Genomic DNA, 14,139 nt, shown 5'->3' with positions numbered 1-14,139 from the left:
CCGGGCCGTGGCGCCGGGGGCTCAGGCGAGGGGTTGAGCCTGCGTCAACTCGTCGTAGACGCTGAGCACTTGGGCCACCGTCTCGTCCTCGGTCGGCCAGCCGGCGGCCTGCCGGGTGCCCCGCTCCTTCAGGAGTTCCCGGTGTGCGGGGTCGCCGAGCAGGCGCACCACCGCGTCGGCGAGGGCGTCCGCGTCGCCGTACGGGACGAGTTCGGCGGCGTCGCCGACGAGTTCGGGGATGCCGCCGACCGCGGTGGCGACGAGCGGCACGCCCGCGTGCAGGGCCTCCTGCGCGAGGACCGAGCGCGACTCCCAACTGCTGGTCAGCAGTGCGAGATCGGCGGCCGAGAGGAGGTCCGCGACGTCACCGCGCCGTCCGATCAGGCGGGCGGGCAGCTCTTCGTCCTCGATCCGCCGCTGGAGCGCCGCCCGCAGCGGTCCCTCCCCCGCGATGACGAGCAGCGGCACGGGATCGAGGCGCCGCCAGGAGCGTGCCGCGTCCAGCAGGACGTCGTAGCCGCGGTGCCGGTCGAGCGAGCCGACGGCCATGAGCAACGGGCGTTCGGTGGCGCCGAGTTCGGCCCGCACCTTGAGCGGCGAGAGATCGGGGTCCTGCGGCTCCGCGGGGGTGCGGGGTGCGGGCAGGGCGACGGCGGCGAGCCGTGCGTCGCGGGCGCCCCTCCTGCGCGCCCGGTCCACCAGATCGGAGGAGGTGCCCAGCACCACGGCGGCGGTCCGGGCGACCCTCCGTTCCAGCAGCCGCAGCAGATGGGCCCGGGCGCCCTCGGCGTGCGCGCGCGTGTGCCAGGTGACGACGAGCGGTACACGAAGTCCGCTGAGGGCCAGCGTCGCCCGCAGTCCGGCGTGCAGTCCGTGCGCGTGGACCAGGTCGGCGTCCGCGCACGCCGCCCGCAGCGCGGCCACGGAGGCGGGATCGCTGCTGCGCGGCACGGGCACGTGCTGCGCGCCCGCGTGCGTGAAGCCGTACGCCCGGTCGGCCTCGGTGGGAGCGCACACCGTGACGCGTACCCCTCGGGCCACCAGGCCCGCTGCGAGCGACCGCACGTGCGCGCTGCTGCCCGCGCTCCCGCCACCGAGCACCTGCACGGTGCGCAGGGCGGACTGGCCGTGCGGCGGGTGGCTGCTCACGTGGGTCACGCGGCCAGGGCTCCTGGTTCGGCGTCGGACGGTCACGAAGAAACGTACAGAAGGTTCGTGCGGGAGTGTGACGCACAGCGCGCTCCGCGGACTTCGCGTACTCCGCCAAGGATGCCAGGCCGTACGGGTGTTCCGGGACCGTCGCCGGTGCGGGGCGCGGCGGACGGGGCGACTCGCCGAGGCCGATCACTCACACGGGTGAGAAGTCCCCTGCATGTGGAAGGGGTTGGCGAGGGCGCGCCGCCCCCTCCGCAAGGCGCGCGACAACATGTTCACGCCGCCACACCCCCCAACGCGCCCGAAGTCCCGCGCAGGGCCCGACCGAACCGAGGGCGGCAAGGTCGGGCGGCCCCGCCGAAGGGAGACCCGCGGCGGCCGAAGGCCCCGACGGCGCGCGCCCGGGGGCAACGCGGCGAGGTGCCGGACGGGCGCGGACGCGGGCCGATCCGGACGACTCCCGCCTAGCCGTCGGCGCGCGCCGTCGCGAGCAGCTCCTCGGCGTGGGCCCGCGCCGTCTCCGAGTCCTCCTGCCCGGCGAGCATCCGGGACAGTTCACGGATCCGCTCCTCGCCCTCCAGGACCTTCACTCCGGACCGGGTGACCGACCCGTCGTTGGTCTTCTCGACGAGCAGCTGCCGGTCGGCGAACGCGGCGACCTGCGGCAGATGCGTCACGACCACGACCTGGGCGGTCCTGGCGAGCTTGGCGAGCCGACGTCCGATCTCCACGGCGGCCTTGCCGCCGACACCGGCGTCGACCTCGTCGAACAGATAGGTCGGGACCGGGTCCGTGCCCGCGAAGACCACCTCGACAGCGAGCATCACGCGCGAGAGTTCACCGCCCGACGCGCCCTTGGCGATGGGCCTCGGGGGCGCACCCGGGTGGGGGGCGAGCAGCAGCTCGACCTCGTCGACGCCCGCGGGCCCGTACGCGACGGTGCGCCCGCCGAGCTCCACTCCGTCCGGGTCGTCCGTCTGCCGGATGTCGAAGGACACGCGCGCGTGCGGCATGGCGAGCGAGGCCAGTTCGGCGGTGACGGCGGCGGCGAACCGTGCGGCCGCCTCCGTGCGCGCGTCGGTCAAGGCCTGCGCGAGTCCGCCCAGTTCGGTGCGCAACGCGTCCCGTTCGGCGGTCAGTTCGTCGATCCGCTCGTCGTCGCCGTCGAGTTCGGTGAGTCGCGCGGCGCTCTGTTCGGCCCAGGCGAGCACGGCGGCGATGTCCTCGCCGTACTTCCGGGTCAGCTGGGTGAGCGCGGCGCGGCGCTCCTCGACCGCGGCGAGCCGCAGCGGGTCGGCGTCGAGGTCGTCGGCGTATCCGGCCAGCTCGCCCGCGACATCACCGAGCAGGATCCCGATCTCGCCGATGCGCCCGGAGAGGGCGGCGAGGGCGGAGTCGTGGGACCGCACGGCCTCCAGCGCCCGGTGGGCGCCCGCGACGAGCGTGGTGGCGTCGATTCCCTCGGGGTCCTCGGGATTGCCCGCCAGGGCGGCGTGCGCGGCGGTGGCGGCCGAGGCCAGCGCCTCCGCGTGGCCGAGCCGCTCGGCCTCGGCGGCCAGCTCGACGTCCTCGCCGGCCCGCGGCTCGACGGCCGCGATCTCGTCGAGTCCGAAGCGGAGCATGTCGGCCTCCTGGGCCCGCTCGCGCGCTCGCGTGGTGATCTCTTCCAGTTCCACCGAGACGGCCCGCAGCCGCCGGTAGGCGCCCGCGTACTTGGCGAGCGGCACCGCGACGGCGTCCCCGGCGTACCGGTCGAGCGCCTGCCGCTGCCGGGACAGTTTGAGCAGCCCCTGCTGGTCGGTCTGGCCGTGGACGGCGACGAGCTCGTCGGCGAGCTCCGCGAGGACACCCACCGGCACCGAGCGTCCGCCGAGGTGCGCCCGTGAACGTCCCTCCGCGGAAACGGTACGGCTGATGAGCAGGGCTCCGTCGTCGAGCTCCGCCCCGGCCTCCTCGGCCCGTACGAGGGCGGTCCCTCCGGCGGGTACGGCGATCCGCCCCTCCACGACCGCGTTCTTCGCGCCGATCCGTACGAGGGCCGGGTCCGCGCGCCCGCCCAGCAGCAGCCCGAGGCTGGTGACCACCATCGTCTTGCCCGCACCGGTCTCACCGGTCACGGCGGTGAAGCCGGGCGACAGCTCGACGACGGCGTCGTCGATGACTCCGAGCGACCGTATCCGCATCTCCTCCAACACGGACACGACCTTACGAGGTCGGAGCCCGTGTGTGCGACGGGCCCCGCCCCGCCGGAGCGAAGACGCAGGTGACAAGGGACCGCAAAGACACCCTTGTCACCCGCGGGAGTGGGTTTCCGAACGGTCCGTCGCACGGACGAAGGGCCTGCCGCACGCGTGTGGCAGGCCCTTGCGTGCGCCTAGTGAGGGGCTCCCCGCCACCCCGAGACCGGCAGCGCGAACTTCGCCACGAGCCGGTCGGTGAAGGACGCGTGGTGCAGCCGCGCGAGCCGTACCGGCACGGCGCCCCGCCGCACCTCCACACGGGCCCCGGGCGGCAGCTCCACGGTCCGCCGGCCGTCGCACCACAGGACACCCGGCGGGACGTGCGGCAGCACCTCCACGGCCAGCACGGAGTCCGGCGAGGTGACGAGGGGCTTGGCGAACAGCGCGTGCGCGCTGATGGGCACCATGAGCAGCGCCTCCACCTCCGGCCACACGACGGGCCCGCCCGCGGAGAAGGCGTAGGCCGTGGAGCCGGTCGGGGTCGCGCAGACGATGCCGTCGCAGCCGAAGCCGGTCACGGGCCGCCCGTCGATCTCCAGGACGACTTCGAGGAGCTTCTCGGCGGACACCTTCTGCACGGCGGCCTCGTTGAGCGCCCAGTCCGTGTGCACGATGTCGCCGTTGCGGTGCACGACGACGTCGACGGTCATCCGCTCCTCGACCTCGTACGCCTTGGTGACGACACGGTCGACGACCTTGTCGAGGTCGTCCCGCTCGGCCTCCGCGAGGAAGCCGACGCGGCCGAGGTTGACCCCGAGCATGGGCACTCCGGAGGCGCGGGCGAACTCCGCGCCGCGCAGCAGGGTGCCGTCACCCCCGAGGACGATGAGCAGCTCGCAGCCGTCGAGACACTGCGGCGTCGCCTCCCCGATCAGTTCCACCTCGCCGGGCAGCGGCAGGTCGGCCGCCTCCGCCTCCAGGACCCGTACGCCGATTCCGGAGCGCAGCAGCCCCTGGACGACCAGCTCGGCGCTGCGGATGGCCGCCGGCCGCCCCGTGTGGGCCAGCAGGAAAACAGTACGAGCTCGGGTCTGTGTCAACGCGGCCCCTCCGCCACTGCACGGTCAACGTCGGCCGGGTCGAGTTCGGGTGCCCCGGCACGCAGCCACAGAAAGTACTCGACATTGCCCGAGGGTCCGGGCAGTGGGCTGGCGGTCACACCCTTCACTCCGAGCCCCAGCTCCCGGGCTCGTCCGGCCACCCCGCGCACGGCCTCGGCGCGCAGTTCGGGACTGCGCACGACACCGCCGCTCCCCAGCCGTTCCTTCCCCACCTCGAACTGCGGCTTGACCATCATCACCAGGTCGGCGTCCGGCGCCGCGCACCGCACCAGGGCGGGCAGCACCAGTCCGAGCGGGATGAAGGACAGATCCCCGACAACAAGGTCCACGGGCTCCCCATCGATCGCCTCCAACGTCAACTCGCGTACGTTCGTACGGTCCTTGACGGTGACGCGTTCATCGCTCTGCAGAGACCAGGCGAGTTGTCCGTATCCCACGTCGACGGCGACGACATGGGCGGCGCCCGCGCGCAGCAGGACGTCGGTGAAGCCCCCGGTGGACGCGCCGGCGTCCAGCGCCCGCCGTCCCCCGACCTTCAGCCCTTGGGGTACGAACGCCTCCAGGGCGCCGGCGAGCTTGTGCCCGCCGCGCGAGACGTAGTCGGGGTCGCTGTCGTCCTGGGTGACCACGATCGCGGCCGCGGTCTCCACCTGAGTGGCGGGCTTGGTCGCGAGTGTCTTGCCGACGGTGACCCTTCCCGCGGCGATCAGCTGGCCGGCGTGCTCGCGCGAGCGTGCGAGCTTCCGGCGGACCAGCTCGGCGTCGAGGCGGCGGCGTGCCACTCCTGCCACGTTCGGTTCAGCTCCTAGTGCCATACGTCGTCGGGGGCGCCGGAGGTCCCGGGCGGGCGTCGAGCGCGGTGAGCGCGTCGCGCAGCCCCCGGTGTACATCCTCGTACACCTCGACGTGTCCGTCCGTGGCGAGGTGGTCGGCGTCGGTCAGCCGGTCCAGCTGGGCGTCCACGTCCGCGTTGCCGGTCGGCGTGCGGGGGACGTCCAGCGGGGCCGGCGCGGCGGGATCGTACGCGGGTTCGACATCGGGGACGGTGTCCCGCACCTCCTCGCCCTCGCGTCCGGCCGTCCGGGAGGGCACGCCCGACGGCCCGCTCTCGGACGCCGTCACCTGCGGCGCGGGCTCCACGGCCGCCGGCTGCGCCGGGGCCCCGGCCTCGGGAACTGACTCGCTCATGCCCCGACGCTACCGCGAAGCGCTGCGGTAACGTCGATCGCGATGGCGACGATTGAGGAGTGCCGCACCGCACTCGACAAGCTCTCTGACAACCTGGCGGGCGCCGAGGGGGACGTACGCAGCGCGGCGACCCTGAACCGCTCGCTCAGCTGCCGTATCACCGACCTCGACATCACCTTCGTGGGGCGCCTCAAGGACGGCCGGATCGAGGTCCTCGACGCGCTGCCCGGCGCACCGCGCGAGCGAGCCCAGATACGGCTCACGATGAGCGGCGACGACCTGGTGTCGATGGTGAACGGCGAGCTGAACTTCGCGAAGGCCTGGGGTTCGGGCCGGGTACGGCTGGAGGCCGGCCTGCGGGACCTGTTCCGGCTCCGGTCCCTTCTCTAGCCGCCGCGGCGGGTCCGGGCCCGTAGCCGTCGCGGCCCGTCCCGGCCGGTGGCCGTCGCGGCCCGTACGGGCCCGGAACCCTTCTCTCAGGCCCCTTCGGCGGCGGCAACTGTCGCCCGTCGCGCCCTGCGGGCCGCCGGCACCACCAGCGGAGTCCCCGTCTCCGGGTCGTCGATGACCTGGCAGCGCAGTCCGAAGACCTGCTCGACCAGCTCGGCCGTCACGATGTCGTTCGGCGCGCCCTCGGCGATGACCTCGCCGCCGCGCAGGGCGATGAGGTGGGTGGCGTACCGGGCCGCGTGGTTGAGGTCGTGCAGCACCGCGACGAGGGTGCGGCCCTGCTCCTCGTGGAGCTGCGCGCACAGGTCGAGCACGTCGATCTGGTGCTGGATGTCGAGGTAGGTCGTCGGCTCGTCCAGGAGCAGCAGGGGGGTCTGCTGGGCGAGCGCCATCGCGATCCACACGCGCTGGCGCTGGCCGCCGGAGAGCTCGTCGACGTAGCGGTCCGCGAGTTCGGCGACACCGGTCGACGCCATGGACTCCTGGACCACCCGCTCGTCCTCCGCCGACCACTGCCGCAGCAGTCCCTGGTGCGGGTAGCGGCCCCGGCCGACCAGGTCGCCGACCGTGATCCCGTCGGGGGCGATCGACGACTGCGGCAGCAGCCCGAGCGTGCGGGCCACCTTCTTGGCGGGCATCGACTGGATGACGTGGCCGTCGAGGAGCACCCGGCCGCGGGTGGGCTTCAGCATCCGCGACAGGGCGCGCAGGAGCGTCGACTTACCGCAGGCGTTGGGGCCGACGATGACGGTGAAGGAGTTGTCGGGGATCTCCACCGACAGTTTCTCCGCGATGACGCGCTGGTCGTAGCCGAGGGTGACGTCGTCGGCGGACAGGCGGTTCACAGTGCTCCTCTGGTTGTTCATGTCCGGTCCGCTGGTGCTCATATGCGTCCCGCCTTGCGCTCGGTGACCAGGAGCCACAGCAGGTACACGCCGCCGTGTACACCGGTGACCACGCCTACGGGCAGCTGGTCCGCGCCGAAGGCCCGCTGCGAGGCCCAGTCCGCGACGATCAGCAGCGTCGCACCCATGCACACGGACGGCACCAGGTTGGGTCCGGGCGAGCGGGTCAGCCGCCGGGCGAGCTGCGGCGCGGTGAGCGCCACGAAGCCGACGGGGCCGGCGGCGGCGGTGGCGCCCGCGGTGAGCAGTACGGCGGCGAGCATCAGCAGCAGCCGTGTCCGCTCGACGCGCACGCCGAGCGCGTTCGAGACGTCGTCGCCCATCTCCATCATGCGCAGCCCGCGGGCGTTGGCCAGCACGAGCGGGACGAGGACCGCGCACAGGACGAGCAGCGGCCACACCTGCTCCCAGTCACGGCCGTTGAGGGAACCCGTCATCCAGACGACGGCGCGGGCCGCGTCGACGATGTCCGCCTTGGTCAGCAGATAGCCGTTGACGGCGGTGACGATCGCGGAGACGCCGATACCGACCAGGACCAGCCGGTAGCCGTGCACGCCCCGTCTCCAGGCGAGCAGGTAGATGGCGAGGCCGGTGACGAGTCCGCCGACGAGCGCCCCGAGCGCGACCTGGTCCGCGCTCCCCGAGAAGAGCACGATCATGATGAGGGCGCCGGCCGTCGAGCCCTGGCCGAGGCCGAGCACGTCCGGGCTGCCGAGCGGGTTGCGGGAGATGGACTGGAAGAGCGCTCCGCCGAGGCCGAGGGAGGCCCCGACGAGGAGGCCGACGAGGACGCGCGGCAGGCGCAGGTCGTTGACGATGAACTCCTGGCCGGGGTCTCCGTCGCCGAACAGCGTCTTGAGCACGTCCGCGGCCGGGATCGGGAAGTCGCCGGTGCCGATCAGCACCACGCTCGCGCCGAGTGCGGCCGCCAGCAGCAGGACGACGACGGTGAACGCCCGGACGTCGAACCGGACGGAGAGGCCGCCGCGCGCGCGGACGGCGCGGACACCCCGGATGCCCGGGGCCGCCTCGCCGCCCTTGCCCGCGGGTGCCGCGGTGGCGGTGTCGTGCGCGGTGTTCCGGACGGAGGCCGGGTTGCCGGTGTTCCTCACAGCTGTGCCGTCCTCCGTCGCCGTACGAGAAAGATGAAGACCGGGCCGCCCAGGACGGCGGTGACGATGCCGACCTGGAGCTCCGCCGGCCGGGCCACCAGCCGTCCGACGACATCGGCGCCGAGCAGCAGGACGGGCGACAGGACGGTGGCGTACGGCAGGATCCAGCGCAGGTCGGGGCCGGTGAAGGACCGTACGACGTGCGGGACCATCAGTCCGACGAACACGATCGGCCCGCAGGCGGCGGTCGCGGCGCCGCACAGCACGGTGGCGGCGGCCATGGACAGGGCGCGGGTCCGGTTGAGGTTGGCACCGAGCGCGCGGGCCGTGTCGTCCCCCATCGCGACCGCGTTCAGCGGCCGGGCCAGGGCCAGCGCGGCGACCGTGCCGACCACCAGGAACGGCAGCACCTGCTTGATGGTCGAGTCGGTGGCCGAGGCGAGCGATCCGACCGTCCAGAAGCGCATCTTGCCGAGCGCCGCGTCGTCCGTGATCATCACGGCCTGGAGATAGCCGTAGAGCGCGGCGCTGATGGCCGTGCCCGCGAGCGCGAGCCGCACCGGGGTCGCGCCGCGGCTGCCGCCGAGGAACCAGACCAGCGCCCCGACGGCCGCCGCACCGAAGAAGGCGAACCAGACGTAGCCGCTCAGACTCGTGACCCCGAAATACGTGATCGCGGTGACGACCGCCGCGGACGCGCCCGCGTTGATGCCCAGCAGTCCGGGGTCCGCCAGGGGATTGCGGGTGAGCGCCTGGAGGACGGCACCCGACAGCCCCAGCGCGGCGCCGACGAGCAGGCCGAGCACGGTACGGGACATCCGGTCACGCACCACGACGTCGGCGTATGTCCCCGAGCCGTGGAACAGGCCGTGCCAGACCTGGTCCAGCGGCAGCGCCTTCGCACCGACCGCGATGCTCGCCAGGGCGACGAGCACCAGGATCCCGGCGGAGGCGAGGAGCCCAAAGGCACGTATCGTCCGGCGGGTTGGGGGCGCGGGGGCGGGCTCCGCGCGCTGTTCGGGAGGACTGTCGACCAACACGAGGTTAGGTTAGCCTACCCTCGCATCGCGTCTCGATCCCCCGTCAGCACCCGTCGGGGCAACGCCTGCTCAGAGCCCCAGTCTGGCCAGCGCCTTCCCGCCGTCCAGTGCGCAGGTGCCCTCGCCGGCCGCCGTCCACGCCGCGGCGCACAGCGCCCGCAGCCCGTCGATGGGCTCGCCGTCGCCCTCCAGCTCCAGCCTCCCCGCGTCGCCCGGCCGGTCCGGCCCCGCGGACCCGCTCGACCGGCGGGCCGTCGCCGTCCAGCCGCCGCAGCGGAAGCCCTCGCCCGCCTCGACGACCTCGGGCTGGCCGGTGAGCAGACCGCGCAGATCCGCGTCCACGTACGTCGGCCGGTGCTGCGGCGGCGCCGCGAGGAGCTGTGCGCCGTCCGTCACGCCGGTCAGCACGAGCAGGGAGTCCACCTCGCCGTTGAACGCGCCCTCGATGTCCGTGTCCAGCCGGTCCCCGACCACCAGCGGGCGCTTCGCCCCGGTCCGCAGGATCGTCTCGCGGTGCATCGGGGGCAGCGGCTTGCCGGCCACCTGCGGCTCGGCACCGGTGGCGATACGGACCACCTCGACCGCCGCGCCGTTCCCGGGGGCGATGCCTCGTGCGCTCGGGATGGTCAGATCGGTGTTGGACGCGAACCACGGCACCCCGCGCGCGACGGCGTAGCACGCCTCCGCGAAGCGACCCCAGGGCAGGTCCGGTCCGCCGTAGCCCTGGACGACCGCCGCCGGGTCGTCGTCGGCGGATTCCACCGGCTCCAGCCCGCGCTCGCGCAACGCGACCCGCAGCCCGTCGCCGCCGATGACCAGCACGCGCGCACCGGCGGGCACCTGCTCGCTGATGAGCCGTGCCACGGCTTGCGCCGAGGTGATCACATCGGCGGCGTCGGTCTCCGTCCCGAGCTCGGTCAGATGCGCGGCCACCGCGTCCGGCGTCCTGAGCGCGTTGTTCGTGACGTACGCGAGATGCATGCCTCCGGAGCGGGCCGTACCGAGCGATTCCACGGCGTGCGCGATCGCACCGCCACCCGCATAGACCACTCCGTCCAAATCGAGCAGAGCGGTGTCGTACGCCTCGCTCAATGCCTGGTCACTGCCCTTGGGCCGGGTCCGGACGGTCTGGCTCATTGCGTATCGCTCCTCGTTCGACCACTTTCCCCCGATCATCGCTCATGCCACCGACGCACTTACGATGCCCCAATGAACTATGCAGGTCCCGCGGAGGAGACACCGGCGCGCAGCGGCCTCGAACTGACCCCGTTCCGGGGCCTGCGCTACGACCCCGACCGGGTCGGCAGCCTGGCCGCCGTGACATCCCCGCCGTACGACGTCATCGTGCGGCCCGACGGGCTGATCGAACTCGAGTCCGCCGACCCCCACAACATCGTCCGGCTGATCCTCCCCCAGGACGTCACCCCCGAAGCCCGCAACCAGCAGGCGGCCGACACCCTCAGCCGCTGGCTGTCCGAGGGCGTACTGACGACCGACTCCGAGCCGGGCCTGTACGTCTACGAACAGCGCGACGGCGACCATCTGCAACGCGGTGTCATCGGCGCCCTGCGCCTCTCCGAGCCCTCGGAGGGGGTCGTCCTCCCGCACGAGGACGTCATGCCGCACGTCGTCGCGGACCGCGCGGCCCTGATGCGCGCCACCTCCGCCAACCTCGAACCGCTGCTCCTGACCTACCGGGGCAACGGTTCCCGCGTGGGCACGGCCGCGGTCATCGAGCGGACGGCCGAACTCCCGCCGCTCCTCGCGACCGTCACCGAGGACGGCATCGGCCACCGCCTGTGGGCGGTCACCGACCCGGCCGAACTGGCCGAGATCCAGACAGATCTCGGCCACCACCAGGCTCTCATCGCCGACGGCCACCACCGCTGGGCCACCTGCCTGCGGCTGCGCGCCGAGCACCCCTCGCCCAGCCCCTGGGACTTCGGCCTCGTACTGCTGGTGGACACGGCGCGCTATCCGCTGCGCGTCCGCGCCATCCACCGCCTGCTGCACCAGCTGCCGGTGCCCGATGCCCTGGCCGCGCTCGGGGACTCCTTCCGCGTACGCCGCCTCGACGCGCCCCTCCCCGAGGCGCTGAAGGCCCTGGCGGTGGCCGCCGCCGACGGGAACGCCTTCCTCCTGGCGGGCGACGGCGCCTTCCACCTGCTCGACCGCCCGGACCCGGCCCTCCTCGCCCGGACGATCCCGGCCGACCGCCCCGAGGCGTGGCGCACCCTCGACGCGACCGTCCTGCACGCCACGCTCCTCGATCACATCTGGGCCATCCCGGAGGACTCGCCCGCGCACATCGCGTACATCCACGACACGACCGCCACGGTCGAGAAGGCGGAACGCGACGGCGGGACAGCCGTCCTGATGCATCCGGTCCGCGAGGAGGTCGTACGCGACCTCGCGCGCCAGGGGGTCAAGATGCCCCGCAAATCGACGTCGTTCGGGCCGAAGCCGGCCTCGGGGCTGGTGCTGCGGGCACTGGCCCGCTGAACCCACGCGGAAACGCCGACGGGCGGCGGGACTCCTTTCCGGAGTCCCGCCGCCCGTGCAGGTCGTGCGCCGTCCGCCCCGCTGTCGCGGGGCTGGGCGGGGTGTCAGTCGCGCGGGGCCTCGCCGCCGTCGGAGTCCGCAGCGTCGCGGTCCGCCGCGTCGCTGCCGGCCTCCGGCTGCGCGTCGGGGGCCGACTCGGCCTCGTCGAGGGCCTCGTCGTCCTCGTCCTCGTCGAGCTGGTCCTCGTCCTCGAAGTCGGCGTCGGCTTCGGCAGCGGTCCCGGACGTCTCCGCGGCCTCGGCCTCGGCCTCCGGCTGCGTCGCGACCGCCTTGGCCCCGTCCTCGTCCTCGACGAGGACGTCGAGGAACTCGACACCGTCGAGCTCGGCGAGCCGGTCGGAGGCGTCGGTGCTGCCGTCCTTGTCGGACTCGACGGCCTTCGCGAACCACTCACGGGCCTCGTCCTCGCGGCCGGCGGCGAGGAGCGCGTCGGCGTACGCGTAACGCAGGCGCGCCGTCCACGGCTGCACGGAGTTCGACGCCAGCTCAGGGCTCTGAAGGGTCACGATGGCGGCGTCCAGCTGGTCCATGTCGCGGCGCGCACCGGCCGCCACGAGACGCATCTCGACCTGACCGGCCTTGTCCAGCTTCTGCACCTCGGGGGCACCGGCCATGTCCAGCGCCTTCTCGGGCCGTCCGAGGCCGCGCTCGCAGTCCGCCATGACGGGCCACAGCTCCACGCTGCCGGTCATCCGCCGCGCGGCGCGGAACTCGGCGAGCGCCTCGCTGAACTTCTGGTTGGCGTACGCGGCGAAGCCGGCCGCCTCACGCACGGCGGCGACGCGCGAGGCCAGCCGCAGTGCGATCTTCGAGTACGCGTATGCGCCCTCGGGGTCCTCGTCGATGAGCCGGGCGACCATCACCAGGTTGCGCGAGACGTCCTCGGCAAGGCCCTTGGGCAGGCTCTGGAGCTCCTGCTGCACGTCCTTGTCGATCTCGTGGCCCGTGACGTCGTCAGGGATCGGGAGCCGCTTGATCGGCTCGCGGTCGCGGTCCCGCTCCTCGCGGTAGCGGCCGCCACCGCCGCGCCGGTCGTCGCCGCCCCTGCGGTCGTCGCGACCGCGGAAGCCGCCGGGGCGTCCGCCCCGGTCGTCACGGCGCGGACCACCGCGTCCACGGTCGTCACGACCGCGGTCGTCGCGACGGAAGCCACCGCGGTCGTCGCCGCGGCGGTCGTCGCGCCGGTCGTCCCTGCGGTCGTCGCGACGGTAGGCGGGGCGCTCGTCGCGCCGGTCGTCGCGACGGAAGTCGCCACCTCGGCTGTCGTCGCGGCGGAAACCACCGCGGTCGCCACGGTCACCGCCGTCACGACGGTCGTCGCGACGGTAGGCGGGGCGCTCGTCGCGCCGGTCGTCGCGACGGAAGTCGCCACCACGGCTGTCGTCACGACGGAAACCACCGCGGTCGCCACGGTCACCGCTGTCACGACGGTCGTCACGGCGGCCGTAGCCACCGCGGTCGTCGTCGCGGCGCGGGCCGCCGGGACGGTCGTCACGGCGGTACGCCGGACGGTCCCCGTCCCTGCGGAAACCACGGTCACGGTCGTCGCGGCGGAAACCACCGCGGTCGCCACGGTCACCGCCGTCACGACGGTCGTCGCGACGGAAGCCACCGCGGTCGTCGCCGCGGCGGTCGTCGCGCCGGTCGTCCCTGCGGTCGTCGCGACGGTAGGCGGGGCGCTCGTCACGCCGGTCGTCGCGACGGAAGTCGCCACCACGGCTGTCGTCACGACGGAAACCACCGCGGTCGCCACGGTCACCGCTGTCACGACGGTCGTCACGGCGGCCGTAGCCACCGCGGTCGTCGTCGCGGCGCGGGCCACCGGGACGGTCGTCACGGCGGAACGCCGGACGGTCCCCGTCCCTGCGGAAACCACGGTCACGGTCCCGGTCGTCGCGGCGAGGCCCACTGGACCGGTCGTCACGACGGTACGGCGGTCGTCCGCCGCGGTCGCCGTCGCGACGGTCGTCACGCCGGTCGTCGCGGGCTCGGAAGCCACCGCTGTCACGGCTGTCGTCGCGGCGGGATCCACCGCGGTCGTCGCCTCGGCGGTCGTCGCCTCGGCGGTCGTCGCGTCGGTCGTCGCGCCGGCCGTAGCCGCCACGGTCGCTGTCGCGGCGCGGGCCGCCACGGTAGCCGCCGCGGTCACCACTGTCCCGGCGGCGCTGGTCGCGCTCCGGACGCTCGTCGGGAGAGTTGGGGGACATGGTGACTCCTGTCTTCGGTACCGCAAGTCATTCTCGCGCAGTCGGGTACCCGGCGCGCTTCGGAAAAACAAAAAAGGACCTTTGGTCCCAGCGAGTCGCTGGGACCAAAGGTCCTCCAAAGATTGTTCGGCGGCGTCCTACTCTCCCACAGGGTCCCCCCTGCAGTACCATCGGCGCTGTAAGGCTTAGCTTCCGGGTTCGGAATGTAACCGGGCGTTT

General features: G+C 73.4%; 12 protein-coding genes and 1 rRNA gene. 2 read left to right on the top strand and 11 right to left on the bottom strand.

Features of this window, described 5'->3' with window-relative positions:
• Nucleotides 1-21: 21 nt before the first annotated feature.
• The 5 genes from ACZ4IF_RS38035 to ACZ4IF_RS38015 form a co-directional block, all read right to left on the bottom strand.
• The gene (locus ACZ4IF_RS38035; protein WP_467571683.1) at nt 22-1,158 is read right to left on the bottom strand and encodes a glycosyltransferase family 4 protein; all 1,137 of its coding nucleotides are present in this window, start codon (nt 1,156-1,158) and stop codon (nt 22-24) included.
• Nucleotides 1,159-1,619: 461 nt separating this feature from the next.
• Nucleotides 1,620-3,350, bottom strand: coding sequence for a DNA repair protein RecN (recN, locus tag ACZ4IF_RS38030; protein WP_467571680.1), 1,731 nt, complete (start codon nt 3,348-3,350; stop codon nt 1,620-1,622).
• Between the two features lie 179 nt (nt 3,351-3,529).
• Nucleotides 3,530-4,435, bottom strand: a complete 906-nt coding sequence (locus ACZ4IF_RS38025) for an NAD kinase (RefSeq protein WP_028805222.1) — start codon at nt 4,433-4,435, stop codon at nt 3,530-3,532.
• Complete coding sequence (locus ACZ4IF_RS38020; RefSeq protein WP_426682344.1) at nt 4,432-5,247, bottom strand: TlyA family RNA methyltransferase; 816 nt, start codon at nt 5,245-5,247, stop codon at nt 4,432-4,434. The genes ACZ4IF_RS38025 and ACZ4IF_RS38020 overlap by 4 nt, the downstream gene beginning before the upstream one ends.
• A gap of 7 nt (nt 5,248-5,254) precedes the next feature.
• Nucleotides 5,255-5,644 carry a hypothetical protein gene (locus ACZ4IF_RS38015; protein ID WP_467571676.1) on the bottom strand — a complete coding sequence of 130 codons (390 nt, stop codon included), beginning with the start codon at nt 5,642-5,644 and terminating at the stop codon, nt 5,255-5,257.
• A gap of 42 nt (nt 5,645-5,686) precedes the next feature.
• Between ACZ4IF_RS38015 and ACZ4IF_RS38010 the strand changes: the two genes are divergently transcribed.
• Nucleotides 5,687-6,034: an SCP2 sterol-binding domain-containing protein gene (locus ACZ4IF_RS38010; protein WP_467571673.1), complete on the top strand. Its 348-nt coding sequence runs from the start codon at nt 5,687-5,689 to the stop codon at nt 6,032-6,034.
• Nucleotides 6,035-6,120: 86 nt separating this feature from the next.
• On the opposite strand, the gene ACZ4IF_RS38005 is transcribed toward ACZ4IF_RS38010, so the two are convergent.
• The 4 genes from ACZ4IF_RS38005 to ACZ4IF_RS37990 all read right to left on the bottom strand — a co-directional run bounded on the left by ACZ4IF_RS38005 (nt 6,121) and on the right by ACZ4IF_RS37990 (nt 10,288).
• Complete coding sequence (locus tag ACZ4IF_RS38005) at nt 6,121-6,981, bottom strand: ABC transporter ATP-binding protein (RefSeq protein ID WP_467571670.1); 861 nt, start codon at nt 6,979-6,981, stop codon at nt 6,121-6,123.
• Nucleotides 6,978-8,015 (bottom strand): FecCD family ABC transporter permease, encoded by a 1,038-nt coding sequence (locus ACZ4IF_RS38000; protein WP_467571985.1) that lies wholly within the window; start codon nt 8,013-8,015, stop codon nt 6,978-6,980. Before ACZ4IF_RS38000 ends, ACZ4IF_RS38005 begins: the two co-directional genes overlap by 4 nt.
• A 92-nt stretch (nt 8,016-8,107) precedes the next feature.
• Nucleotides 8,108-9,151, bottom strand: coding sequence for a FecCD family ABC transporter permease (locus ACZ4IF_RS37995; protein WP_467571667.1), 1,044 nt, complete (start codon nt 9,149-9,151; stop codon nt 8,108-8,110).
• A gap of 69 nt (nt 9,152-9,220) precedes the next feature.
• A complete protein-coding gene (locus ACZ4IF_RS37990; protein WP_467571664.1) occupies nt 9,221-10,288 on the bottom strand; it encodes an HAD hydrolase-like protein in 1,068 nt (355 codons plus the stop codon).
• A gap of 72 nt (nt 10,289-10,360) precedes the next feature.
• On the opposite strand from ACZ4IF_RS37990, the gene ACZ4IF_RS37985 reads away from it, so the two are divergent.
• Entirely contained in the window at nt 10,361-11,653 is a 1,293-nt protein-coding gene (locus ACZ4IF_RS37985) for a DUF1015 domain-containing protein (RefSeq protein ID WP_467571662.1), read from the top strand.
• A 104-nt stretch (nt 11,654-11,757) separates the two neighbouring features.
• On the opposite strand, the gene ACZ4IF_RS37980 is transcribed toward ACZ4IF_RS37985, so the two are convergent.
• Together ACZ4IF_RS37980 and rrf are read right to left on the bottom strand one after the other, a co-directional pair.
• A complete protein-coding gene (locus ACZ4IF_RS37980) occupies nt 11,758-12,636 on the bottom strand; it encodes a tetratricopeptide repeat protein (RefSeq protein ID WP_467571982.1) in 879 nt (292 codons plus the stop codon).
• Nucleotides 12,637-14,044: 1,408 nt separating this feature from the next.
• Nucleotides 14,045-14,139 (bottom strand): 5S ribosomal RNA (gene rrf, locus ACZ4IF_RS37975); the annotation flags it as partial.

Source organism: Streptomyces sp. NPDC025784, from assembly GCF_055558435.1.
Note: the sequence above shows the minus strand (reverse complement) of the source record. Positions and strands in the feature narration are given on the sequence as shown.

Bases quoted from the DNA above. Each gene is read 5' to 3' on its own strand.
- ACZ4IF_RS38015 (WP_467571676.1), bottom strand. From the start codon at position 5,644: ATGAGCGAGTCAGTTCCCGAGGCCGGGGCCCCGGCGCAGCCGGCGGCC.
- ACZ4IF_RS38010 (WP_467571673.1), top strand. From the start codon at position 5,687: ATGGCGACGATTGAGGAGTGCCGCACCGCACTCGACAAGCTCTCTGAC.
- ACZ4IF_RS38005 (WP_467571670.1), bottom strand. From the start codon at position 6,981: ATGAGCACCAGCGGACCGGACATGAACAACCAGAGGAGCACTGTGAAC.
- ACZ4IF_RS37990 (WP_467571664.1), bottom strand. From the start codon at position 10,288: ATGAGCCAGACCGTCCGGACCCGGCCCAAGGGCAGTGACCAGGCATTG.
- ACZ4IF_RS37985 (WP_467571662.1), top strand. From the start codon at position 10,361: ATGAACTATGCAGGTCCCGCGGAGGAGACACCGGCGCGCAGCGGCCTC.